The sequence below is a fragment of the Luteimonas marina genome, assembly GCF_007859325.1.
GTDB lineage: Bacteria > Pseudomonadota > Gammaproteobacteria > Xanthomonadales > Xanthomonadaceae > Luteimonas > Luteimonas marina.
Map to the genome: position 1 here is coordinate 87850 of NZ_VOHK01000003.1, position 24910 is coordinate 112759.

21 protein-coding genes are annotated in these 24910 nt (G+C 70.4%); 11 read left to right on the top strand and 10 right to left on the bottom strand.

The window, feature by feature from the left end:
• Positions 1-82: 82 nt before the first annotated feature.
• The 7 genes from FQY83_RS07060 (at position 83) to bktB (ending at position 9286) form a co-directional block, all read left to right on the top strand.
• Positions 83-718: a TetR/AcrR family transcriptional regulator gene (locus FQY83_RS07060; RefSeq protein ID WP_146386533.1), complete on the top strand. Its 636-nt coding sequence runs from the start codon at positions 83-85 to the stop codon at positions 716-718.
• Positions 719-767: 49 nt separating this feature from the next.
• On the top strand, positions 768-1658 hold the full coding sequence (locus FQY83_RS07065) for an SDR family NAD(P)-dependent oxidoreductase (protein WP_146386535.1): 891 nt from the start codon (positions 768-770) through the stop codon (positions 1656-1658).
• Between the two features lie 216 nt (positions 1659-1874).
• A complete protein-coding gene (locus FQY83_RS07070; RefSeq protein ID WP_146386538.1) occupies positions 1875-3110 on the top strand; it encodes a serine hydrolase domain-containing protein in 1236 nt (411 codons plus the stop codon).
• Positions 3111-3194: 84 nt separating this feature from the next.
• Positions 3195-5282: a 3-hydroxyacyl-CoA dehydrogenase NAD-binding domain-containing protein gene (locus tag FQY83_RS07075; protein WP_146386540.1), complete on the top strand. Its 2088-nt coding sequence runs from the start codon at positions 3195-3197 to the stop codon at positions 5280-5282.
• A gap of 208 nt (positions 5283-5490) precedes the next feature.
• Positions 5491-6297, top strand: coding sequence for an SDR family oxidoreductase (locus FQY83_RS07080; RefSeq protein WP_146386542.1), 807 nt, complete (start codon positions 5491-5493; stop codon positions 6295-6297).
• Positions 6298-6299: 2 nt separating this feature from the next.
• Positions 6300-8096 carry an acyl-CoA dehydrogenase gene (locus FQY83_RS07085; protein WP_146386544.1) on the top strand — a complete coding sequence of 599 codons (1797 nt, stop codon included), beginning with the start codon at positions 6300-6302 and terminating at the stop codon, positions 8094-8096.
• Between the two features lie 11 nt (positions 8097-8107).
• Positions 8108-9286, top strand: a complete 1179-nt coding sequence (gene bktB / locus FQY83_RS07090) for a beta-ketothiolase BktB (RefSeq protein ID WP_146386547.1) — start codon at positions 8108-8110, stop codon at positions 9284-9286.
• Positions 9287-9397: 111 nt separating this feature from the next.
• On the opposite strand, the gene FQY83_RS07095 is transcribed toward bktB, so the two are convergent.
• The 3 genes from FQY83_RS07095 to metK all read right to left on the bottom strand — a co-directional run bounded on the left by FQY83_RS07095 (position 9398) and on the right by metK (position 13390).
• Positions 9398-10378, bottom strand: a complete 981-nt coding sequence (locus tag FQY83_RS07095; protein WP_146386549.1) for an alpha-E domain-containing protein — start codon at positions 10376-10378, stop codon at positions 9398-9400.
• A 144-nt stretch (positions 10379-10522) separates the two neighbouring features.
• On the bottom strand, positions 10523-11935 hold the full coding sequence (locus FQY83_RS07100) for a circularly permuted type 2 ATP-grasp protein (RefSeq protein ID WP_146386551.1): 1413 nt from the start codon (positions 11933-11935) through the stop codon (positions 10523-10525).
• 246 nt (positions 11936-12181) lie between these two features.
• The gene (gene metK, locus FQY83_RS07105) at positions 12182-13390 is read right to left on the bottom strand and encodes a methionine adenosyltransferase (RefSeq protein ID WP_146386553.1); all 1209 of its coding nucleotides are present in this window, start codon (positions 13388-13390) and stop codon (positions 12182-12184) included.
• Between the two features lie 252 nt (positions 13391-13642).
• Between metK and FQY83_RS07110 the strand changes: the two genes are divergently transcribed.
• The 4 genes from FQY83_RS07110 (at position 13643) to FQY83_RS07125 (ending at position 18723) form a co-directional block, all read left to right on the top strand.
• A complete protein-coding gene (locus FQY83_RS07110; protein ID WP_146386554.1) occupies positions 13643-14692 on the top strand; it encodes a GSU2403 family nucleotidyltransferase fold protein in 1050 nt (349 codons plus the stop codon).
• Between the two features lie 100 nt (positions 14693-14792).
• Positions 14793-16505: a bifunctional ornithine lipid synthase OlsF gene (gene olsF / locus FQY83_RS07115; RefSeq protein WP_146386556.1), complete on the top strand. Its 1713-nt coding sequence runs from the start codon at positions 14793-14795 to the stop codon at positions 16503-16505.
• The gene (locus FQY83_RS07120) at positions 16502-17323 is read left to right on the top strand and encodes a UDP-2,3-diacylglucosamine diphosphatase (protein ID WP_146386559.1); all 822 of its coding nucleotides are present in this window, start codon (positions 16502-16504) and stop codon (positions 17321-17323) included. Before olsF ends, FQY83_RS07120 begins: the two co-directional genes overlap by 4 nt.
• A gap of 317 nt (positions 17324-17640) precedes the next feature.
• Positions 17641-18723, top strand: a complete 1083-nt coding sequence (locus FQY83_RS07125; protein WP_146386561.1) for a metal-dependent hydrolase — start codon at positions 17641-17643, stop codon at positions 18721-18723.
• Here FQY83_RS07125 and FQY83_RS07130 read toward each other — a convergent pair.
• From FQY83_RS07130 to FQY83_RS07160, 7 genes are all read right to left on the bottom strand, one after another.
• Positions 18705-19646, bottom strand: coding sequence for a phosphatidate cytidylyltransferase (locus FQY83_RS07130; protein ID WP_146386563.1), 942 nt, complete (start codon positions 19644-19646; stop codon positions 18705-18707). The two genes, FQY83_RS07125 and FQY83_RS07130, sit on opposite strands and share 19 nt — an antisense overlap.
• Positions 19643-20254, bottom strand: coding sequence for a lysophospholipid acyltransferase family protein (locus FQY83_RS07135; protein WP_146386565.1), 612 nt, complete (start codon positions 20252-20254; stop codon positions 19643-19645). Before FQY83_RS07135 ends, FQY83_RS07130 begins: the two co-directional genes overlap by 4 nt.
• On the bottom strand, positions 20251-20889 hold the full coding sequence (locus FQY83_RS07140; RefSeq protein WP_146386567.1) for a CDP-alcohol phosphatidyltransferase family protein: 639 nt from the start codon (positions 20887-20889) through the stop codon (positions 20251-20253). The genes FQY83_RS07135 and FQY83_RS07140 overlap by 4 nt, the downstream gene beginning before the upstream one ends.
• Positions 20890-20972: 83 nt before the next feature.
• Entirely contained in the window at positions 20973-21986 is a 1014-nt protein-coding gene (dusB, locus tag FQY83_RS07145) for a tRNA dihydrouridine synthase DusB (RefSeq protein WP_146386569.1), read from the bottom strand.
• A gap of 72 nt (positions 21987-22058) precedes the next feature.
• On the bottom strand, positions 22059-22394 hold the full coding sequence (locus tag FQY83_RS07150; RefSeq protein WP_146386571.1) for a YegP family protein: 336 nt from the start codon (positions 22392-22394) through the stop codon (positions 22059-22061).
• A gap of 73 nt (positions 22395-22467) precedes the next feature.
• Positions 22468-23436 (bottom strand): ribokinase, encoded by a 969-nt coding sequence (locus tag FQY83_RS07155; RefSeq protein WP_146386573.1) that lies wholly within the window; start codon positions 23434-23436, stop codon positions 22468-22470.
• Between the two features lie 16 nt (positions 23437-23452).
• Positions 23453-24751: a NupC/NupG family nucleoside CNT transporter gene (locus FQY83_RS07160; protein WP_146386575.1), complete on the bottom strand. Its 1299-nt coding sequence runs from the start codon at positions 24749-24751 to the stop codon at positions 23453-23455.
• Positions 24752-24910: the final 159 nt, after the last annotated feature.

Sequence of the window (24910 nt, forward strand, 5' to 3'; positions counted from 1 at the left end):
ATCCCGGCCCGGGAAGGCGAGCAAGGCGAAGCGGGCCAGGCCGGGGACGAAACGTCCGACCAAGGCCGAGCAGCGCGCGGAAATGACCGAGCAGATCCTCGACGCCGCCGAGCACCTGTTCTCGAAGGACGGCCTGTACGGAGTCACGCTCAAGGACGTGGCCAAGCGCGTCGGCGTGCACCACACCCTGCTCAACTACTACTTCAACGACAAGCAGACGCTGTTCGACGCGGTGATCGCGCGCCGGGCCGGGGTCACCAGCAGCGCGCGCATGCAGGCGCTCGACGCGTACGAGGCGGCCTGCGGCGGCAAGCCGACGCTCGAGGGCGCGCTGCACGCCTTCCTCGACACCGACCTGGACCTCTACAGCCAGGGCGGCGAGAACTGGAAGAACTACGGCGCGCTTGGCGCGCTGATGTCCAACACGCCGCACGGCGGCGAGCTGATGGACAAGCACTTCGATCCGGTGGTGCTGCGCCTGATCGACCTGCTCAAGCAGGCGATGCCCGAGTGCGCCGAGGAAGACATCTTCTGGGGCTACCACTTCGTCACCGGCGCGCTGATGCTGACACTGGCGCGCACGGGGCGCATCGACCGGCTTTCGGGCGGCCTGTGCCGTTCGGACGACTACGACGCGGTGAAGGCGCGCATGGCCACGTTCATGGCCGCCGGCTTCAGGGCGATCTGCAAACGACGGGGCGACGCCGGCGCAGGCTGAACCCGCGCACCGCCCCGTCGGCAATTTTCGACAGACGGGGAGTGCAGCAATGCCATTGAAGGAACGTGTCGCGATCGTCACCGGGGCGGGCGGCGGACTGGGGCGCCAGCACGCCCTGTATCTCGCCGGCAAGGGCGCGCGCGTGGTGGTCAACGACCTCGCGCCCGAGGCCGCCGAAGCGGTGGCCGGCGAGATCCGCGCGGGCGGGGGCGAGGCGATGGCGATCGCCGGTTCCGTCACCGACGAGGCGGGCGTCGCGGCGATGGTCGCGCAGGCGATCGACGCCTGGAGGCGCATCGACATCCTCGTCAACAACGCCGGCATCCTGCGCGACAGGAGCTTCGCGAAGATGAGCCTGCACGAGTTCAGACAGGTGGTGGATGTGCACCTGATGGGCGCGGCGATCTGCAGCAAGGCCGTGTGGGAGAGCATGCGCGCGCAGGGTTACGGCCGCATCGTGATGACGACCTCGTCCTCGGGCCTGTACGGCAACTTCGGCCAGGCCAACTACGGCGCCGCCAAGATGGCGCTGGTGGGATTGATGCAGACCCTGGCCATCGAGGGTGCGAAATACGGCATCCGCGTCAACTGCCTGGCGCCGACTGCGTCCACCGGCATGACCGCGGGCGTGCTGCCAGAGGAGAGCCTGCGCGCGCTGGATCCGGCCCTGGTCAGCCCGGCGCTGCTGCCGCTGGTGGGCGAGGACGCGCCGACGCGCGCCATCCTCTGCGCCGGTGCCGGCCATTTCGCGCGCGCCTACGTGACGCTGACCGAGGGGCGCCATCTCGGCGCGGGCGCCGATGCGGGCGAACGCCTGATCGCGCAGTGGGATGCCGTGTCCGATCCGGTGGGCCAGATCGTGCCGGAGTACGGTTTCACCCAGGCCGAGCGCGAGGTGGCCAGCGCGAATGCGAACGCGAACACGGCGGAAACCGTGTAGGCGACGCGGTGTTGTGGTCCCCGGTCCAAACGCCATCACCTTTGTCATCTCGAGCGCAGCGAGAGATCTGCCTTGTCGATCCGGCCATGCATTTGCAGGAGCGGCTTCAGCCGCGACCCGTTGAACTCCGGTCGCGGCTGAAGCGGCTCCTGCAAAAAGCAGGCAAATGCAGGTTCGGATCGACAGCGGCCCGTCAACGCAAGCGGAGGTTCACCAATGATCAGTCGACGCCAGTTCCTGCTGTCAGGTGCCGCGGTCGCCGCGGGCGGCCTGGCCTTGCGGGCCTTCGCCGCCGACCGGTTCGATCCGGTCATCGCGCGCCTGCGCCGTTTCGTCGACGACGGCGCGCTGCCGTTCGCGTCGATCCGCATCGCCCAACGCGGCCAGGTGCTGGCCGAGGCGCACCTCCCCGGCGTCGAAGCCATCGGGCCGGACAGCCTCTATCGCATCTATTCCATGACCAAGCCGGTGGTCGCGGCGGGCGTGGTGGCCCTGGTCGAGGACGGCAAGCTGGCGCTGGAAGATCCGGTGGCGAAGTACGTGCCCGAGTTCGCCGACCTCAAGGTCGTGGCCAGCGCGCTCGACCAGCTGGAGCCCGCGCGGCCGATGACCGTGGCGCAGTTGCTCAACCACACCTGCGGCCTCGCCAACAGCTGGGGCGACGCGCGGATCGCGCCGCTCTACCGCGAGGCGGGACTGGTCGCCGCTGCGTGGATGTACGACGCGGACGTCGGCGGACTGGAAGGCTTCGCCAGGCGCCTGGCCGCGCAGCCGCTCGAATTCCAGCCGGGGACGAACTGGATCTACGGCTACGGGCTCGATATCGCGGGCCTGGTCATCGAGCGGATCAGCGGCGAACGCCTGGGCGATTTTCTCGGGCGCCGCTTCTTCGATCCGCTGGGCATGGCGTCGACCGGCTTCTTCGTGCCCGAGGCGCACGCCGACCGGCTTGCGGGCTTGTACGCCGCGCGCGATGGCGGCATCGAAGCGGTTGCGAATGGCAGTGAGCGTTCACCCTTGACGAAGCCCTTCGCCGACGCCGGCAGCGGTGGACTGCTCTCGAGCCTCGAAGACTACGGCCGCTTCGCCGACATGCTGGCCAACGGCGGCGTGCGCGATGGCGTGCGGGTGATGGACGAGGCCTCCGTGCGCACGCTGACCACGCCCTACGGACCGCAGGACGCACTGCTGCCGGCCCTGCAGCGCTTCGGCCGCTACGCGCCCGGCAGCGTCGGCCACGCGCTGGGCGGCATCGTCCGGGTCGATGATCGCAGCGGGCCGGGATCGGCCGGCGAATACGCCTGGGGCGGCGCGGCGGGCACGGGCTTCTGGGCCACGCCGGGACTGGGCCTGTCGGTCACCGTGATGACCCAGCTGATGCCCGTCACCGCGGCGCCCGCGCGCGATGCGCTCAGGCCGATGGTCTACGAGGCGCTGGCGGCCGGCGGCTGACGCAATCGCCGCGACCCCCTGTTCATTCCCTTCGGGATCGATCGGCAGCAACGCCTTTCCCACCCTCCACATCCGGGAACCACCATGCCCACCACCCACATCCAGTGCGGCGACAGCATCGTGCTGGAATTCTCGTCACCGCCGGTCAACGCGCTCGGGCGCGAGCTGGCTGAAGCGCTGGCCCGCGACATCGCGCAGCTCGGCGCGGATCCGGGCACGCGCGCGATCGTCCTTGCCGGCGCCGGCAAGCTCTTCTGCGCTGGCGCCGACATCGGCGAACTCGGCAATGATCCCGGGCAGGCCACCGCGATCCGCCTGCTGATGCAGGCCCTCGACGCCTCGCCCGTCCCGGTCGTCGCCGCGATCCACGGCCTGGCTTACGGCGGCGGGCTCGAGCTGGCGCTGGCCTGCCATGCGCGCGTGGCCACGGCGGACGCGCGCTTCGCCTTCCCGGAAGTGGGCCTGGGCCTGCTGCCGGGCGCGGGCGGCACCCAGCGCGCGCCGCGCTTGGTCGGCGCGGAAGCGGCGCTGTCGCTGATGACGACCGGCAAGCCGATCGACGCCGACCAGGCCCGCGCCATCGGACTGGTCGACGCGATCGCGGAAGGGGACCTGCGGCAGGCAGCCTCCCGGCACGCCGCCGCGCTGGCCGACGGCTTCGTCCGCGCGCGCGATCGCAAGGTTCCGGCGGAGGGCGCGAAGACGGCGATCGCATGGGCGCGCGAAGCGGCGGGCAAGCGCCGCGATGCGTCCGCCGCCGCGGCCGCGTGCATCGTCGACTGCGTCGAAGCCGCGGTCGAACGCGATTTCGACGCCGGCCAGGCGCTCGAGCAGCATCTGTTCGACGTGCTGCTCGCATCCCCGGCCTCGCGCGGCTTGCGCCACGTCTTCCTCGGCGAGCGCGCCGCGGCGCGGCTTCCACCGCAGCTGGCCGGTGCCGACACCCTGCCGATCGAAAGCGTCGCCGTCGTCGGCGCCGGCGTGATGGGATCGGGCATCGCCACCGCCCTGCTGGCCACGGGCCTGCCGGTCGCACTGGTCGATCCCGACCGCGCCGCGCTGGACCGGGCTACGTCCCGCATCGCCGATACCTTCCGCCACGACGTGCACAAGGGGCGCATCACTTCCGCCGTCGCGCAGGCGCGGACGGCGGCGTTGGCGGCGACGACGGATCTCGAAGCCGCGGCCGCCGACGCGGACCTGGTCATCGAGGCGGTGTTCGAGGACATGGCCGTCAAGCGCAAGGTCTTCGCGGCGCTGGATGCGGCGACGAAGCCGGGCGCGATCCTTGCCAGCAACACCTCCACCCTCGACGTCGATGCGATCGCCGGCGCGGTCCGCGATCCGGGTCGCGTCGTGGGCATGCACTTCTTCAGCCCCGCCAACGTCATGCGCCTGGTCGAGATCGTGCGCGGCGCGCGCACGCGTCCCGAAGTGCTGAGCACGGCGATGGCCTTCGCGCGCCGGATCGGCAAGGTCGGCGTGGTCGCCGGCGTCTGCGACGGCTTCATCGGCAACCGCATGTTCGAAGAACTGCTGCGGCAGGCCTACTTCCTTTTGGAGGAGGGCGCGCTGCCGCAGCAGGTCGATCGCGCGATGGAAGCGTTCGGCTTCGCGATGGGGCCGTTCCGGGTGATGGACCTCGCCGGCCAGGACATCGGCTGGAGCATCCGCAAGCGACGCGCCGTCGAACAGCCCGATCGCCCGTACTCGGCGATTCCCGACAGGATCTGCGAACTCGGGCGCTACGGGCAGAAGACCGGCGCCGGGTTCTACCGGTACCCCGACGGGCGCAAGGCGGTGGTGGATCCGGAGATCGACGCGCTGGTGGTCGCGCACTCGCGGGAGATCGGCATCGAGCGCCGCGCGATCGACGACGGCGAGATCGTCGAACGCTGCGTGCTGGCGCTGGTCAACGAAGGCGCGCGCATCCTGGACGAAGGCATCGCCTGGCGCGCGGTCGACATCGACGTGGTGTGGACGGCCGGCTACGGATTTCCCGCCGCGCGCGGCGGCCCGATGTTCCATGCCGACGGCATCGGGCTGGCGCGCGTGCTCGCCGCCATCGAACGCTTCGGCAAGGGCCATCATGGCTGGGCATGGCAGCCCGCGGACCTGCTGGTGCGGCTGGCGCGCGAACAAGGGGCTTTCGGGGACGAAGGACGCCAGTGAACCTCTGGGCAAGTCCGTCTTGTCATTCCTTTTTGCTCTTCTCCAAGGTGAGGGAGCAACCCGGAAAAAAGAAACCTGTCATTTCGACCGCAGGGAGAAATCTCGCTTCCGGCGCAGGAGAAAGCAAGATTTCTCCCTGCGGTCGAAATGACAGTTCCCTTTCTTCCGGATGTTCCAGGCCAGTGCCATTCCCTTTTCGGAGACCTCGATGACCGACCATGCCACCGCTGCACAAGCACACCGCCTCGCCAACCTGTTCGACCTGCGCGGCCAGGTCGCCCTGGTCACCGGCGGCTCCCGCGGCCTCGGCCTGCAGATCGCCGAAGCGCTGGGCGAATACGGCGCGCGCATCGTGCTCGTGGCGCGCAAGGCCGCCGATCTCGACGCGGCGGTCGCGCACCTCGGGTCGCTCGGCATCGCGGCCGAGGCGATGGCCCGCGACCTCGGCACGCCGGAGGCCGCCGACGCGCTGGTCGCGCAGATCGTCGAACGGCACGGCCGGCTCGACATCCTGGTCAACAACGCCGGCACCAGCTGGGGCGCGCCGATGGACGACTATCCGCTGGAAGGCTGGAACAAGGTCTTCGATCTCAACGTCACCGGATTGTTCCTGCTGACCCAGGCGGCGGGGCGGCGGGCGTTCCTGCCGCAGGGCCGCGGCAAGGTGCTGAACATCGCCTCGGTCGAAGGCCTGGGCGGGCACCACCCGAAGATCGTCGGCACCATCGGCTACAACGCCGCCAAGGGCGCGGTGGTCAACTTCACCCGCGCGCTCGCCGCCGAATGGGGGCCGCGCAATGTCAACGTCAACGCGCTGGCGCCGGGCTTCTTCCCCACGAAACTGGCCAACGTGCTGCTCGAATCGCACGGCGATTACCTGCTCGACCACACGCCGCTGGGCAGGCTCGGCGGCGACGACGACCTCAAGGGCGCCGCGCTGCTGCTGGTGTCGGAGGCGGGGCGCCACATCACCGGCCAGGTGCTGGTGATCGACGGCGGCGCGGCGGTCATCTGAGCATGGCCGCCGCACTGCTCGACCGCCGCGACCTCGACTTCCTCCTGTTCGACTGGCTGCAGATCGAATCGCTGCTCGCGCGCCCGCGCTACGCCGACCACACGCGCGACACCGTGGCCGCCGTGCTCGACCTCAGCGAGCGCCTCGCCGCGGGCGCGTTCCTGCCCGCGCTCAAGCCCAGCGACCAGAACGAGCCGACGCTGACCGCCGACGGCGTGACGGTCGCGCCGGAAGTCGTCGCCGCGGTTCGCCAGTACGCCGAGGCCGGCCTGCTGGCCGGTCCGTTCGACCAGACGGTGGAAGGCCTGCAGCTGCCGCAGCTGCTGCACTACGCCTCGATCGCGCATTTCATGGCGGCCAGCCTCGCCACCGCCGCCTATCCGATGCTGTCGATCGCCAACGCGCGCCTGCTGGTCGCGTTCGGCAGCGCGGCGCAGGTCGAGGCTTTCGCGCTGCCGCAGATCCGCGGCCAGGCGCTGGGCACGATGTGCCTGTCCGAGCCGCAGGCCGGCTCCTCGCTGGCCGACATCCGCACCCTCGCAGTGCCCGACGGCGAGGACGAACTCGGGTACCGCCACCGCCTGACCGGCAACAAGATGTGGATCTCCGCCGGTGACCACGACATCACCGACGACATCGTCCACCTCGTGCTCGCCAAGACGCCCGGCGCCGACGGCAAGCCGCTGCCCGGTATCGGGGGCATCTCGCTGTTCGTCGTACCCAAGCGGTTGCCGGACGGGCAGGCGAACGACATCGCCGTGGCCGGCCTCAACCACAAGATGGGCTACCGCGGTACCTCGAACTGCCTGCTCAACTTCGGCGAAGGCAAGCACTTGCCTTCCGGCGCCGCGGGCGCGATCGGCTGGCGCATCGGCGGCGTCGGCGAAGGCCTGTCGCAGATGTTCCACATGATGAACGAGGCGCGCACCGGCGTCGGCCTCGGCGCGGCGGCGGCGGGCTGCCGCGGCCACCTGCTCTCGGTCGAGTACGCGCGCGGTCGCGTGCAGGGCCGCATCGCGAATGCGGATGGCACCAGCCGGCCGGCCGTGATCATCGAGCATCCCGACGTCAGGCGCATGCTGCTGCTGCAGAAGGCCTATGCCGAAGGCGCACTGGCGCTGACGCTGTATTCGGCGCGACTGCTCGACGAGCAACTCAGCGGCGACGACGCGGCCGCCGCCCGCGCCAGCCGCCTGCTCGACCTGCTCACGCCCGTGGTCAAGACCTGGCCCTCCGAATACGGACTGGCCGCGAACGACCTCGCCATCCAGATCCACGGCGGCTACGGCTACACCCGCGACTACGACGTCGAGCAGCTGTATCGCGACAACCGCCTCAACCCGATCCACGAGGGCACCACGGGCATCCAGGCGCTGGACCTGCTCGGCCGCAAGCTGCTGCGCGACCGCGGCGCCGCGCTCGCCGAACTGCGCGCGGCGGTATCGGCGACGGCAGATGCCGCCGGCGCGGATCCGTCGCTGGTCGCGCACGCGAAGCGGCTCGATGCCGCGTGGAAGCGCGTGGGCGAGGTCGTGGACACGCTGCTCGAAGCGGACGCCGCGCACGTCCTCGACGATGCGACGCCCTTCCTGTGGGCCTTCGGCCACGCCGTCGTCGCCTGGCTGTGGCTGGACATGGCCCGCCTGTGCGCGGACGACACGTCGTTCCATCGCGGCAAGCGCGCCGCCGCGCGCTGCTTCTTCGAATACGAACTGCCCAAGGTCGACGCCTGGCTCGACCAGGTGGCCGCGCGCAGCGATCTGCTGGCATCGACCGCGCCCGAACTCTTCCACTCCTGAGGAACCACGACATGACCGACGTCTTCATCGTCTCCGCCGTGCGCACCGCCATCGGCGCGTTCGGCGGCGCGCTCAAGGACACGCCGCCTTCCGCGCTCGGCGTCGCCACCGCGAAGGAAGCCATCGCCCGCGCCGGGATTCCCTTGGACGCCATCGGCCACGCCGTCTACGGCCAGGTGCTGCCGAGCGAGCCGCGCGACGCCTACATGGCGCGCATCGTCGCCATTGAATCCGGCCTGCCGGTGGCAACGCCGGCGTTGACCGTCAACCGCCTGTGCGGCTCGGGTCTGCAGGCCATCGTCTCGGCCGCGCAGTCGCTGCTGCTCGGCGACTGCGACGTGGCACTGGCCGGCGGCGCGGAATCGATGAGCCGCACGCCGTTCTACCTGCCGACGCATCGCTGGGGCCGCAAGCTCGGCGACGCGGTCCTGGTGGACGGGCTCAACGAAGGCCTGAAGGATCCGTTCGACAAGGTGCTGATGGGCATCACCGCGGAGAACATCGCCGAGCGCTACGGGCTCGATCGCGACCGGCAGGACGCGATCGCGCTGGAGAGCCATCGCCGTGCGGCCGCCGCCATCGCGCAAGGGCGCTTCGACGGCCAGATCGTGCCGGTGACGGTGGGTCGGCACGGCAAGGAAACGCAATTCCGCACCGACGAGCACGTGCGCGCCCAGCTCTCGGCGGACGATCTCGCCGGCCTGCGCCCGGCCTTCAAACCGGATGGCAGCGTCACCGCCGGCAATGCTTCGGGCATCAATGACGGTGCCGCTTCGGTGGTGCTGGCCACCGGCGAGGCCGTTGCGCGGCATGGACTCAAGCCGCTCGCGCGCCTGGTCGCCTACGCGCACGCCGGCGTCGAGCCGCTGTACATGGGCATGGGCCCGGTGCCGGCCACGCGCGCGGCGCTGGCGCGTGCAGGACTGGGCGTCGACGACCTCGACGTGATCGAATCCAATGAAGCCTTCGCCGCGCAGTGCGGCGCCGTGTCCGACGCACTTGGACTGGATCCGGCGAAGGTCAATCCCAACGGCAGCGGCATCGCACTCGGCCATCCGGTCGGCGCGACCGGCGCGATCATCACCGTCAAGCTGGTGCACGAACTGCAGCGCAGCGGCGGCCGCTACGGGCTGGCGACGATGTGCATCGGCGGCGGCCAGGGCATCGCCGCGATCTTCGAGCGGACCTGATCCGGAGCCGCGCATCGATCCTGTAGGAGCGCCTTCAGGCGCGACCGATTCCCCGACACGTTGAACGCACGGTCGCGGCTGAAGCCGCTCCTGCAGGCGCGGATGCCGGCGTCAGGCCTGCGCCTGCACCTGTCCGGCGTCGAGCGAAACCATGAACTGCTCGTGGATCGCCTCGCCGAGGCCGGCCAGGCGCGCCATGGTGTCGTGCAGGTGCGGCTCCAGGCCGCGGGCGATGATCTCGTCGATGCGGGCGTAGCGCGACTGCGTGGCCAGCGCGCCGGCCAGCCGTACCACTTCCAGCGACTCGCCGCCGGTCATCGCGCGCAGCACCTCGTGCAGGGTGTTGAGGCAGGTTTGCAGCGAGCGCGGGTTGACGTCGCGCAGCAGCATCAGGTCGGTCACGCTGCGCGGGGTGATCGACTCGCGGTAGAGCCGGCGGTAGGTCTCGAACGCGGACTGCGACTGCAGCAGCGCGCTCCACTGGAAGTAGTCGATCGCGTCGCGCGCCTCGCCGGATTCGTCGATTTCGCCGTCGCTGCCGACCACGTCGAGCAGGCGGATCGACCAGTCGGCGCGCTCGATGAAGGCGCCCAGCTGCAGGAAGCGGTAGGCCTCGCCGCGGGCGAGGGTGCCGACGGTGACACCACGGAACGAGGCCGAACGCGTCTTCACCCATTCGACGATGTTGCTGATGCCGTCGCTGCGCACGCTGTTCCAGGTGCGGCTGCGGATCTCCAGCCAGGAGGCGTTGAGGTCCTCGTACATCTCGGCGGTGATCGCCACGCGCTGGGCGCGCGCGTTCTCGCGCGCGGCGCGCAGGCAGCTGTGGATGGAGGAGGGGTTGTCGGGCGCGAGCAGCAGGTGGCGCAGCACGCCGTCGGCCTCGATCGCCCCGTGCTTGCCGAGGTATTCCTGGCCGGCGCCGAGCGCGTCGAGCGCGCGCCGCCACGGCGCGGCCTGCGCCTTGCCGCGGTCGTAGCGCTCGGGCAGCATCGCGATGCGTAGTGCAAGGTCGATCAGGCGCGCGGTGTTCTCCGCGCGCTCCATGTGGCGCGAGACCCAGTAGAGGTCATTGGCGGTGCGGCAGAGCATCAGCAGGCCCACCGTTCGTGGTCGCGCATCGACTTCAAGATTGTCATTCCGAACGCAGTGAGGAATCTGCGCGCCGGCAGATCTCTCGCTGCGCTCGGGATGACAGGATTCGGGGATTCTTGGAGGTATGCCCGTGACGCCACGTCAGCTCTCCAGCACCCAGGTGTCCTTGGTCCCGCCGCCCTGCGACGAGTTGACCACCAGCGAACCTTCGCGCAGGGCGACCCGGGTCAGCCCGCCGGGGATCACGTGGATGCGCTTGCCGCTGAGGATGTACGGCCGCAGGTCGATGTGGCGCGGCGCCAGCCCGCTCTCGACGAAGGTCGGGCAGGTGGACAGCGACAGCGTCGGCTGGGCGATGTAGTTGTCGGGATCGGCGAGGATGCGCTGGCGGAAGTCCTCGATCTCCCGTTTCGTCGCGGCCGGCCCGACCAGCATGCCGTAGCCGCCGGCGCCGTGGACTTCCTTGACCACCAGCTCCGGCAGGTGGTCGAGAACGTACTGCAGGTCGTCGGGCTTGCGCAGCATGTACGTGGGCACGTTGAGCAGGATCGGCTCCTCGGACAGGTAGAAGCGGATCATCTCCGGCACGTACGGGTACACCGACTTGTCGTCGCCCACGCCGGCGCCGGGAGCGTTGGCCAGCGTGACCTTGCCGGCCTTGTAGGCGTTGAAGATGCCGGGCACGCCGAGCAGGGACTCGGGCTTGAACACGGTCGGGTCGAGGTAGTCGTCGTTGATCCGGCGGTAGATCACGTGCACGCGCTGCGCGCCGCCGGTGGTGCGCATGTAGACCATGTCGTCGCGCACGAACAGGTCCTGGCCCTCGACCAGTTCCACGCCCATCTGCTGGGCGAGGAAGGCGTGTTCGAAGTAGGCCGAGTTGGCCGCGCCGGGCGTCAGCACCGCGACCGTCGGATTGTCGACGCCGACCGGCGCGGCCTCGCGCAGGATTTCCAGCAGCGCATCGGGATAGCGCTCGACCGGCGCGATCTGCTGGCGCGAGAACAGCTCGGGCACCAGCCGCGCCATCATGCGGCGGTTCTCCAGCATGTAGGACACGCCGGACGGCACGCGCAGGTTGTCCTCCAGCACGTAGTACAGGCCGTCGCCGGCGCGCACCAGGTCGATCCCGGAGATGTGCGAATAGACGCCGCCCGGCACCTCCACGCCGATCATTTGCTCGAGGTACTCGCTGTTGTCGAGCACCAGTTCGGCGGGGATGCGTTTTTCCCGGAGGATGCGCCGCTCGCCGTAGACGTCGGCCAGGAACAGGTTCAGCGCGAGCACGCGCTGGCGCAGGCCGGCCTCGAGCATGCGCCATTCGCCGGCGGGGAGGATGCGCGGCGCGAGGTCGAAGGGGATCAGGCGCTCGTTGCCGGCCTCCTCGCCGTAGACCGAGAAGGTGATGCCGACGCGGTGGAACGATACCTCGGCCTCGCGCCGCTTGCGTTCGATCTCCTGTTCCGGGGTGCACCTGAGCCAGTCGTCGAACGCAGCGTAGTGCGCGCGGATCCGGCCCTGCGCATCGTGCATCTCGTCGTAGCCCGGCGACATCGGCGGATCGGCTCCCGTCGGGTGGGGTCCCGTGGCCTAGGAATAGCACGCACATCCGGCCGTCCGCCAGATGTTGCGGCGCAATAAGCGCCTGGCCTACAGTTGCGGGATGCCCCGAGGCGGCAGGTCGCGGTCGCCGAAGCGCCGCGGCTGGCATGGCTTCCGCGACCCGGGAACGAAACGGGCCGCTTGCGCGGCCCGTCTGTCATGGCGTCATGGGGGAGACGGGGCGTGGCGGCGCCGCCCCTACAGCTTCGCCGCCTTCTTCAGCTCGTCGGCCTTGTCGGTCTTCTCCCACGAGAAGGCGGTGGCCTTGAGCTTCTTGCCGGCGGCGTCGACGTAGGAGATGTCCTTCGGCTTGCGGCCGAAGTGGCCGTAGGCGGCGGTGGCCTGGTAGATCGGGTGCTCGAGGTCGAGCATCTTCGTGATGCCGTACGGGCGCAGGTCGAAGTGCTTGCGGATCAGCTTCTCGATCACGTCGTCGCCGACCTTGCCGGTGCCGAAGGTGGTGACCGAGATCGAGGTCGGCTCGGCCACGCCGATCGCGTACGACACCTGCACTTCGCACTTGTCGGCCAGGCCCGCGGCGACGATGTTCTTGGCCACGTAGCGCGCGGCGTAGGCGGCCGAACGGTCGACCTTCGACGGATCCTTGCCCGAGAACGCGCCGCCGCCGTGGCGGGCCATGCCGCCGTAGGTGTCGACGATGATCTTGCGCCCGGTCAGGCCGCAGTCGCCCACCGGCCCGCCGATGACGAACTTGCCGGTCGGGTTGATGTGCACCTTGTTCTTGGCCAGCGACTCGAGCCACTTCTTCGGCAGCACCGGCTTGAGGATGTGCTCGCGCACGGCCTCCACCAGGTCCTTCTGCTTGATGTCCGGATCGTGCTGGGTCGACAGCACCACCGCGTCGAGCCCGAGGATGGCGTTGCCGTCGTAGCGCAGCGTGACCTGGCTCTTCGCGTCCGGGCGCAGCCACTTGAGCTTGCCGTTCTTGCGCACCTTGGCCTGCTGCTCGACCAGGCGGTGGCTGTAGTACAGCGGCGCGGGCATGAATTCCGGCGCCTCGTTGCAGGCGTAGCCGAACATCAGGCCCTGGTCGCCGGCGCCCTGTTCCTCGGGCTTCTTGCGGTCCACGCCCTGGTTGATGTCGGGCGACTGCTTGCCGAGCATGTTGATGATCGCGCAGGTGTGGCCGTCGAAACCGACGTTCGAGTTGTCGTAGCCGATGTCGTTGATCACCTTGCGCGCCAGCCCCTCGATGTCCACCCACGCGCTGGTGGTGACCTCGCCGGCGACGATCGCCGCACCCGTCTTCACCAGCGTCTCGCAGGCCACGCGTGCGCGCTTGTCCTGCGCCAGGATCGCGTCCAGCACGGCGTCGGAGATCTGGTCGGCGATCTTGTCCGGATGGCCTTCCGAGACCGATTCGGAGGTGAACAGGTAGCTGGACATCGGCTTATATCCTTCAATGCGGATGAAAAGATGGCCGCGAATGATACACGCGACCGGGGCCCGGCGCATCATGCTGGCACCAGTGTTGCACGGCGGTTAATCGCCACGGGCATGGCGACGGAACGCACGCGGACCGGGGGCCACTTGCGGACGGCTAAGGTTGGCCATCGGATGGATGCGGGCGACCGAATTTATACCACTCTTGAATTTAAAGTGGTATAACTTTGCTCCGGAAACCGGGGGAATCCCGACATGTTCCTGTCCCGCGAACTGTCGACCGCCGCGCAAACCGCCTATGCCGAACTGTACGAACTGGTGCAGGTGGCCGAAGCCTCGCGCTCGCCGGCCTTCCTGACCGGCAAGGTCGGCTGGAAGACGATCAAGGGCCGACGCTACGGCTACTGGCAGTTCAAGGAGATCGACGGCCGCAAGCGCGAGTACTACCTTGGCCCGGAAGGACCGGCGCTGGAGGCGATCGCGCGTGCGCGCGAAGCGGGCGCGCCGGCGCTGGAAGCGGTGTCGCGCCAGGCCGCCGCCGCCGTGGCGCACGGCAACCAGGCCACGCCCCCCAAACAGTTCCGCATCGTCAAGCGTTTCGCCGACTACCAGTTCTTCCGCGCGGGTGGCCTGCTGGTCGGGACGCATGCCTTTCTCGCGCTGGGCAACCAGCTCGGGGTCGCCTGGGGCAGCGGTACGCGCACGCTGGATCTGGATTTCGCGCATGCCGGCCCCGGCGGCAACGTGGCGGTGGCGCTGCCTGCGGACCTGAAGACCAGCCTGCACGACGCGCTGGAATCGCTGGAGATGGGATTCCTGCCGGCGCTGGGCGGAACCAAGGGCTTCGCCAGCAACTACATGAGCGAACGGGAACCAGACCTTCGCATCGACTTCCTGACGGTGCGACGTCGCAACAACGCCGAAGTGTCGATGCCGGAACTCGGCGTGGCGCTGATGCCGCTGAAGTTCATGGAGTACCTGCTGGAGCGTCCCGGGCAGGGCGTGCTGCTGGACCGCGCCGACGCCTGCATGGTCAATCTGCCCGATCCGGCGCGCTATGGCTTGCACAAGCTGCTGGTGGCATCCGAGCGCGGCGTGCGGCATCCGAAGCACCGGAAGGACGTCCTGCAGGCGCTGGCATTGATCGAGTGGCACCTGGAGCGCGCGCCGGCCCTGCTCGCCGAGGCATGGGATGACCTGCGGGCGCGCGGTGCGGGATGGGAGAAGCGCGCGCGCGCCTCGCTGGCGCACGCACCCGCCCTGCAGCAGTCGCTGGTCCAGCGTTTCGAGGCGGCGACGCGCTGAGGTCGGCTGCGGGCTGTCACCGTTCTGCCGCACATCTGCAACGCTTCGGTTGCGTTGCAGGCGCAGGCTGCCGGCCAACCGGGCCGACCCTACCTCCAACATGCCGCCGATCGAAGACCGCCTGCAGCAGCGCTTCCCGCACTGGTTCCGCGGCCGCCGCGCCGGCATCGCGCGGCCGCTGCTGCGCGGCGCGGCGCGCTGGTCGCGGTTCGACGAGATCGACGCCTTCCTCGACGCGCACCGGCACCTGCGCGGGCTGGCGTTCGTGTCGGCGGCGCTGGGCTTCCTGCAGGTCGAACGCGCGGTCGGCGAGGCGGACCTGGCGCGGATCCCGGCGCGCGGGCGCGTGGTGCTGGTCGCCAATCATCCGTCCGGCGCGCTGGACGCGCTGGCGCTGCTGGAGGCGGTGGGGCGCGTGCGCCAGGACGTGCGCATCGTCGGCAACGACCTGCTGGCGTCGATCGAGCCGCTGGCGGGCCTGCTGCTGCCGGTGCGCATCCTCGGCGGTCGTCCGCAGCCGGGCAGCCTGCACGCGATCGAGGATGCGCTGCGCAGCGAACGCTGCGTGATCGTGTTTCCCGCGGGCGAGGTGTCGCGGCTGTCGCTGCGCGGCGTGCGCGATGGGCTCTGGCGCCGCGGCTTCCTGCACTTCGCGCGGCGCACCGCGTCGCCGGTGCTGCCGGTGCGGATCGTGGCGCGCAATTCGGCGCTGTTCTACGGCGCGTCGGCGCTGTTCAAGCCGGCGGGCACCGCGCTGCTGGCACGCGAGATGTTCGCGCGGCGGCGGCATCCGGTGCGGCTGTACGTCGGCGCGCCGATGCGCCTGCCGGCCGACGGCGACCTGCGCCGACAGCTGCGCGAGGTGCGCCGCGCGCTGTACCGGCTCGGCGGCCGCGCGACCGCGCCGGCGCGGGTGCCCGAAGTCCTGCCGCCGCCGCTGCCTGCGCATCGCCTGCGCGATGAGATCGCGCGCACCGAACTGCTCGGACGCACCGGCGACGGCAAGCAGATCCGACTGGCGGCCTGCGGCGAAGGCTCGCCGCTGCTGCTCGAGATCGGGCGCCTGCGCGAGCGCGCCTTCCGCTCGGTGGGCGAGGGCACCGGACGCGCCCGCGACATCGACGGCTACGACCTCGATTACGAGCACCTGCTGGTCTGGGACGACGCGGCCTCGCGCATCGCCGGCGCGTATCGCATCGCCCGCGGCGCGGCCTTGCTGTCCAAGCGCGGGCCCGGCGGGCTCTATACCGCCTCGCTGTTCCGCTACGCGGACGCCGCGCTGCCGCGCCTGGCCGAGGGCATGGAGCTCGGGCGCAGCTTCGTCGATCCCGACTATCGCGGCGGACGCAGCCTCGACTACCTGTGGCAGGGCATCGGCGCCTACCTGCAGCGCCATCCGCAGGTGCGCTACCTGTACGGCGCGGTGTCGATCAGCGCGGCGCTGCCGGCGGCGGCGAGCGCGAAGATCGTCGGCTACTACCGCCACCACCACGGCGTCGACGGCGAACCGCTGGCGGTGGCGCGCCGGCCCTATCCCGAAACCGCCGCGCCGGTCTGCGTGGAGGAGGACGCGGACGCGGCCTTCGACCGGCTCAGGGACGAACTGTCCGGCTACGGCGTGTCCGTGCCGATGCTCTACCGCCAGTACACCGCGCTGTGCGAGCCCGGCGGCGCGCGCTTCCTCGCGTTCGGCGTGGACCCGGATTTCAGCGATTCGATCGACGGCCTGATCGAGGTCGACCTGCACCGCATCCGCGCCGGCAAGGGCGCACGTTACCTGCGGCCGCGCGCCGCCGAAGGAGCGACCGCATGAAAGCGAGATCCCCGATGCTGCCGCCGCGCCGCAGCGTGTTCGTGTCCGACGTGCACCTGGGCTCGCGCCACTGCCACGCCGCCGAATTCGCCGATTTCCTCGAACGGCTGCAGTGCGAACGCCTCTACCTGGTCGGTGACATCGTCGACCTGTGGTGGATGTCGATGCGCCGCGCGGCGTGGAGCCCGGCGCACAATCGCGTGGTCGAGGCGCTGCACCGGCTCTCGCGCGAGGGCACCGAGCTGCTCTACGTGCCCGGCAACCACGACCGCTCGGTTCGCCGCTTCTGCGGCCTGATGCTGCCGGGCATGCAGGTGCGCCGCCGCGCGATCCACGTCACCGCCGACGGCCGCCGCCTGCTGGTGGTACACGGCGACGACTACGACAGCATCACCCACTTCGGCGGCCTGCAGGAGCGCTTCGGCGACTGGCTGTACTACCGCATCCTCACCGGCAACCGCGTGCTCAACCGCCTGCGCCGGCGCATGGGCATGCGCTACTGGTCGCTGTCGGAGTTCCTGAAGCGGCGCAGCGGCGCCGCCGAACGCTACATCGGGCGCTTCGTGCAGGCGGGCCTGGACGACGTCCGCGCGCGCGGGCTCGACGGCATCATCTGCGGCCACATCCACCGCGCCGCGCTGTTCGGGCGCGACGGCCTGGTCTACGCCAACGACGGCGACTGGGTGGAAAGCCTGACCGCCCTGGCCGAAGGCCACGACGGCACGCTGCAGCTGCTCTCGCACCACGGCGAGGTGCTCGCCGAACTGCCGCCGCGGCTGCGGCTGGTGTCCGCCGGGCCGGTGGCGCGCGCCGCCTGAGGCGCGTCGTCCGATCCGCCGTCTGTAGGAGCGGCTTCAGCCGCGACCGTCTTTCGAGAGCGTCGTTGAACGACGGGTCGCGGCTGAAGCCGCTCCTGCAGGAGGTGGGCAGGGTCGAGGCAGGCGCCACTGCGGTGCCCGCGGTTCCGCACGGGGACCACATGACTGCGCGATTTCCGGGCCTGTCATCCCGAGCGAAGCGAGGGATCCGCCTTGTGGCTGTTGCCCGGGAAGCAGATCCCTCGCTTCGCTCGGGATGACATCGTCATATCCTGCCGATCAATCGATTTCCCGTGCGGATCGGATAGGCTCCGCCGATGGACTCCATCACCCAGATCCTGCTCGGCGCCTCGGTCGCCGGCGCCGTCGTCCCTCCCGCGCATCGCCGCGCCGCCATGCTCGCCGGCGCCGCGCTCGGCACGCTGCCCGACCTCGACTCGTTCCCGATCCGGCTGTTCACCGACGACCCCGTGGCGCTGATGACCCTGCACCGCGGCTTCAGCCATTCGCTGTTCGTGCTGCCGCTGCTGGCATGGGCGATCTGGGCCTTCTACCGCTCGCGAGGCAGGCGTGTGGCCGAATCGCCGCGGCGCTGGTTCTGGGCGATCCAGCTGGCGCTGGTCACGCATCCGCTGCTCGATGCCTTCACCGTCTACGGCACGCAGCTGCTGTGGCCGCTGGCGACGCCGCCGGTGATGTGGTCGAGCGTATTCATCATCGACCCGGGCTACACGCTCTGGCTGCTGCTGGGCGTCGCGGTCGCCGTCTTCGCCGGCCAGAAGCCGTTCGCGCAGCGGGCGCTGGTGGCCGGCCTCGCGCTGGGCACGGCCTATCTGGGCTGGTCGCTGGTCGCCAAGGCCATGGTCGAACGCGAAGCGGAGCGCTCGCTGGCCGCGCTCGGCCTGCAGGACGCGCCGCGCTTCTCGGTGCCGATGCCGTTCAACACCCTGCTGTGGCGGGTGGTGGCGATGACGCCGGAGGGCTTCGTCGAGGGCGAGCATTCGCTGGTCGCGGACGCGCGGCCGATCGCCTTCCGTCATCATCGGTCCGACACGGCCGCCCTGGGCGACGTCGTCGCCTATCCGGCCGTCGCCCGGCTGGCGTGGTTCAACCATGGCTTCATGAAGGCGCACGATCGCGACGGGCGACTGGTGCTCAGCGACCTGCGCATGGGCGCCGAGCCGGACTACAGCTTCAACGTCGCGGTGGCCGAGCGCGACGGGCGCGCCTGGCGCGAGATCCCGCCGGAACAGCTGTCCTGGCCCTGGGAAGCGCGGCGGCGCCTGCCGCAGATGTGGGACCGCATCTGGACCGAACCTGCATCGCCCTCCGTGCCGGCTGCCGCGGACACCGGCAGCGCGCCCGCGCCCGGGGAGCGCCCCTACGCCGGGAACCAGTAGCGGGTCAGGTGGAAGAACACCGGCGCGGCGAACACCACCGAATCCATCCGGTCCATCATCCCACCGTGGCCTTCGATCATGCGCCCCCAGTCCTTGGCGCCGAGGCTGCGCTTGACCGCCGACAGCGCCAGCCCGCCGCAGACGCCGGCGACCACGATCACCGTCGCCATGCCCGCCGCCTGCAGCGGCGAGAACGGCGTCATCCACCACAGCGCGGTGCCGATGCCGACCGCGGCGAGGCCGCCGCCGACCAGTCCCTCGACGGTCTTCGACGGGCTCACCGCCGGCGCCAGCTTGCGGCGCCCGAACAGCTTGCCGAACACGTACTGCATCACGTCGCTGATCTGCACCACCAGCATCAGGTAGAGCAGCAGCAACTGGCCCTGTCCGGGCGGCGCGTCCGGATGCAGGATCATCAGCGCCGGCGCGTGGCTGATGCAGTAGATCGCCACCATCGTGCCCCACTGGATTTTGGTGGTGCGTTCGAGGAAATCGGTGGTGTCGCCGCCGAACACCGCCAGTACCGGCAGCGACAGGAAGGCGTAGACCGGGATGAAGATCGCGAACAGGCCGTACCACTGGTCGAAGATCAGCCAGTACTGGATCGGGATCAGCAGGTAGAACGCCGCCACCAGCGGCAGGTGGTCGCCGGCGCGGGTCGGCGTGAGGGTGATGAACTCGCGCAGCGCGAAGAACGAGATGAAGGCGAACACCACCAGCGTCGCCACCGGACCGATGGCGAAGCAGGCGCCGAGCACGGCGACCATGCCCCACCAGGCGCGCACGCGGGCGTTGAGGTTGCGCACCGTGTCGCCGCCGCCATCGGGCCCGCGCCGCGACAGCAGCCAGCCGACGAGCGAGGCCACCAGCAGCAGGGCGACGATGCCCGAGAACACGGCGATGATCTTCGCCTGCGGGTTCATGCCATCGCCTCCACCGCGCCGCGCGCGCGTTCGAGGAACGCCTCGCGCGATTCCCCGGTTTCCAGCGCCAGCGGCGCGCCGAAGTTGACGTTGCAGTACAGCGGCAGCGGCAGGGGCAGCAGCGCGCCCTTGGGCAGGCTGCGGTGCAGGGTGTCGAGGTAGACCGGCACCAGTTGCACTTGCGGGAACGCCTCCGCGAGCCGGAACAGCCCGCTGCGGAAGCGCTGCGGCAGCCGCTCGCTGCTGCGCGTGCCTTCGGGGAACAGGATCAGCGAATCGCCCTGCTGCAGGGCCTCGCGCACCGGCTGCAGCGGGTCGGCGTCGGGCGTTTCGCGGTTGCGGTCGATCAGGATCGCGCGCAGCACGCGACCCGACAGCCAGCCGCGCAGGCCCGGCTTGTCCCAATAGTCGCGCGCGGCCACCGGGCGCACGCGGGCGCGCTGCCGCGGCGTCAGCGCCGACCAGATCGCCACCGTGTCGAGGTGGCTGGTGTGGTTGGCGAAATAGATGCACTGGCCCGATGGCGGTGCGATCCGCCACTGCGCGCGTGCGCCGACCAGGGTGCGGGTGATGCCGACCAGGGCGGCGGCGCCGAGCCGCGCGATCATGCGCCCGTCTCCAGCCGGGCCGCGATCGCGCGCAGGCGCGTCCCGCAGGTCAGCAGCGAACCGGCCGCGATCGCCAGCACCGCGACCACCAGCGCATGGCGCGTTCCGCCGGCCATCGCCTCCAGCGGCGCGATCGCGCAGGCCAGCGTCATCAGCGCCATGCGGTGCTGCTTGGCCATCGGCCCGCGGAAATCCTGCGGCTGGCCGAGCGCGCCGCCGAGCGTGCGCAGGTACGCGGTCGCCGCCGCGAGCAGGGCGGCCAGCCATCCGGCCCACGGCAGGCCTGCCGCATGGCCGAGCGCGACCAGCAGCACGCTGTCGGCGACGCGGTCGGGCACTTCGTTGTACAGCGCGCCGGTCGGCGTCGACTGGCCACCCTCGACCGCGACCATGCCGTCGAACAGGTTGCACAGCAGCCGCAGCTGGATGCCGGTCGCGCACAGCCATGCGCCCCAGGGCGGCAGCCACAGCAGTGCGGCGGCGCCCGCGGCGGCAAAGAGGATGCTCAGCATCGAGATCGCGTTCGGCGTCAGCGGCGAACGCGCCAGCGCCGATGCGATCCTGCGGATGACGGCGTTGCCGCGTGCCCTGATCGGCCGGCGCGACGCGTCCGGCCCTTGTCCCTGCGATTCCATGCGCCCCTTCCCATCCCGGCCGGTGGTCGCCGGGTAGCGGCGATCTTGGTCGGCGCCGCGCGTGCTGGCAAGTCGGCGGGGGCTCAGGCCGCGACCGGCAGGTGCGGCGCCACGCCCGCGACCAGCGCGTCGAAGTAGTCGCGGGTCAGCTGCAGCTGCGCCTGTGCGGTCTGTGCGCGGTTGACCACGGCGAGGAACGCGCGCCGCTGTTCGAACGAGTGCTCGGGTCGGTCCTTCGCATACCAGCCCAGGTGCTTGCGCGCGATGCGCACGCCGGCCTGTTCGCCATGGAAGGAATGCAGCGCCTGCAGGTGGCCGAGCAGGATGTCGCGCACTTCGGCCAGCGAAGGCGGCGGCAGCGTCTGGCCGGTGGCGAGGAAGTGCGCGATCTCGCGGAAGATCCACGGACGCCCCTGTGCGGCGCGGCCGATCATCACCGCGTCGGCGTTGGTGTGGCGCAGCACGTCGAGCGCCTTGCGCGGCGAGTCGATGTCGCCGTTGGCGACGACGGGGATGCGCAGGTCGGCCTTGATCGCGGCGATGGTGTCGTACTCGGCGGTGCCGGTGTACTGCTGGTCGCGGGTGCGGCCGTGCACGGCGAGCGCGGCGATGCCGCTGTCCTGCGCGATGCGGGCGATGGCGGGCGCGTTGCGGTGGTCCGCGTCCCAGCCGGTGCGGATCTTCAGAGTGACCGGCACCTCGACGGCCTTCACCACGGCTTCGAGGATGCGCGCGACCAGCGCCTCGTCCTGCATCAGCGCCGAACCCGCCCAGGCGTTGCAGACCTTCTTCGCGGGGCAACCCATGTTGATGTCGATGAGCTGGGCGCCGTGGTCGGCGTTGTGGCGCGCCGCGTCGGCCATCACTTGCGGAATCGTGCCGGCGATCTGCACGCTGACCGGATCCGGCTCGCCGTCGTGGTCCATGCGCGTGCGCGACTTGCGCGTATTCCAGAAGCGCGGGTCGCTGGTGGTCATCTCCGACACCGCCAGCCCCGCGCCGAGCCGCTTGCACAGCTGCCGGAACGGCTTGTCGGTGACGCCCGCCATCGGGGCGAGGATCAGCCTGGGTTCGATGGCGTGGGGGCCGATGCGCATGGCGCGCATTCTACCGGCCGGATGCGCCGAAGGCCCGGGGAACCGGGCTTTCGACGGGTGTCGCGGTGTCGCTCAGGCGCTCAGGTCGACCAGTTCCGCGTCCGGCGCGTTGCTCTTGACCGAGGCGATGCCGTTGTCGCGCGCGGCCGCGCCCGAATACATCTCGCTGTGGCCGATGACCTGGCCATTGCTGGCCTTGAGGTTGAAGTACGGGCTGCCGTCCTTCGCGGTCAGTCGGTCGAAGTTGGCGTCGTCCTGGCTGTGCTTGCGCACGGACTCCACGCCGTTCAATGCCGAAGCCTTGGCCTGGTAGCCCTCGCTGGTCAGGATGACCTGGCCGTTGCCGGCCTTGAGGTTGAACTGGAACTCGCCGTTCTTGCGGGTGCTGATCTCGAACTTGCCTGCCATCTGGTTGCTCCACTCCCCGGGGACATGCGCCGCTTGGCGCGTCAACGGTAGCCTCTGGATCGTTACATGCCGGTTAACCGCCGCCGATCGGCCCGCCGCCGACGGGCAAGCGCGGCATCGCCGCCGCCGCGCCGGCGTGTTCGGTCGACAGCGCGGCGTAGTGCGCGGCGAAGCGCACGTGGTCGGCGAAGACGCGATCGGAGACCGTCGCCAGCGAGGTGGCGAGCGCGCCGTTGAAGGCGTCGCCGGCGCCGGTGGTGTCGACGGTGGCGACTTCGTAGGCCGGCACCCGGTAGTGGGGCAGGTCGTCGCCGCGGCACTTGTCCTCGCGGTGCGAGACGAACGCGCCGGCCTCGCCGAGCGTGACCACCACGGTGCCGCGCGGCAGCAGGGTCCGGCACAGGCGGTGCAGGCGCGCGTCCTCGAATGCCGCGACCTCGGCGGCGTCGATGCGTTCGCCGGTGTGCCGCGCCAGCAGCGCGGCGAATTCGGTTTCGTTCGGGGTCAGGATGTCGGCGACTGCGAGCAGTTCGCGCGAACTCTCCGCGTTCGCCGGCGCGGGATTGAGGATCGTCCTGATGCCGGCCGCGCGCGCCAGGCGCATCGCCTCGAGCACGCTGTCGACCGGCGATTCCAGCTGCGCCAGCACGATCCGTGCGCCGACGATGGCGTCGGCCTGCTGCGCGACGAACTCCGCGGTCAACGCCGCATTGGCGCCCGGGCCGATGACGATGCTGTTGCGTCCGCCGGCGTCGACGTGGATGCCCGCGGTGCCGGTCGGTTCCTCGCTGGCGCCGGGCCGCAGGTCGATGCCGTCCGTGGCCGCGAGCGTGCGCGCCAGCCGTCCGCCGGCGTCCTGGCCCAGCGCGCAGACGAACACGGTCTCCGCACCGGTGCGCGCGCAGGCGGTGGCCTGGTTGAAGCCCTTGCCGCCGGGACCGGTGAGGTAGCGCCCGATCCGCGTTTCGCCGGCGCGCGGCAGTGCGTCGCACTGCCAGACGTGGTCGACATTGAACGATCCGACGACGACGACGCGCGGCATGCTCGCTGGCTCCGGCTCAGCCGCCCAGGTTGGTCAGCACGCCGGCGATGGTCGCCGTCATCAGCGTGGCGACGGTGCCGCCGAGCACGGCGCGCAGACCGAAGCGGGCGAGGTCCTGGCGGCGCTCTGGCGCGAGGCCGCCGATGCCGCCGATCTGGATCGCGATCGAGCTGAAGTTGGCGAAGCCGCACAGCGCGTAGGTCGCGATCAGGCGGCCCTGGTCGGTGAGCGCCACGCCCTCGACGCGGCCGTTGACGATGTCGGCCAGCTGCAGGTAGGCGACGAACTCGTTGATGACCACCTTCTGCCCGATCAGCGAGCCGACCGTGCCCGCGTCCTGCCACGGCACGCCGATCAGCCACGCGATCGGCGCCAGCACCCAGCCGAAGATCGCGGACAGGTCGAGCGGCTTGCCGATCGCGGCCTGCAGTCCGGTGACTTCGCCGATCCAGGTGAGCGGCGCGTTGATCATCGCGATCAGGGCGATGAAGGCCAGCAGCATCGCGCCGATGTTCAGCGCCAGACGCAGGCCGTCGCCGGCGCCGGCCGCGGCCGCGTCGATGACGTTGCTGGTGGTCTTCTCGACCTCCATCTTCACCGTGCCGCGGGTCAGCGGCTCGCCGACCTCGGGGATCAGGATCTTGGCGATCACCAGGGTCGCCGGCGCGGCCATGATCGAGGCCGCGAGCAGGTGCTTGGCGTAGAAGGCCTGCTGCTCGGGATCGCCGCCGCCGAGCATGCCGACGTAGGCGGCGAGCACGCCGCCGGCGATGTGCGCCATGCCGCCGATCATCATCGTGATCAGCTCCGATTCGGTCATCTTCGAGATGTAGGGGCGCACCGTCAGCGGCGCCTCGGTCTGGCCGATGAAGACGCTGGCGCAGACGCTGGTGGTCTCGGCGCCGGACACGCGCATCACCTTGGTGATCGCCCAGGCCATCGCACGCACCACCGCCTGCATCACGTTGAGGTGGTAGAGCACGCTCATCAGCGCGGCGAAGAAGATGATCGTCGGCAGCACCTGGAAGGCGAAGATGAAGCCGTAGGTCTCGGTGTCCATCAGGCTGCCGAAGATGAAGGTCGAGCCGGCGTTGACGAAGCCGAGGATCTTCACGAAGCCGTGGCCGAGCCAGTCGAACACGTCGCGGCCGCCCGGCACCAGCAGCACCAGCGCGGCGAAGCCGATCTGCAGGGCGATGCCGGTGGCGACCAGGGTCCAGTCGACGCGCCGCTTGTTGTTGGAGAACAGCCAGGTCAGGCCGATCAGGACCGCGAGCCCGAACGCGCCGAAACCGACCCCCAGTACTGCTTCCATCTGTTCCCGACCCGGCGATGACTGACGCGGCAGCCTAGTGCAGCGGGCAGCCCGCGGCAACCGCCGGGAGCGGCCGGAGCGGGCCCCGTGGCTTCGGTTCGCGACCGCCCCCCCCACCTTGTCATCCCCAACCTTGTCATTTCGACCGAAGCGAGAAAT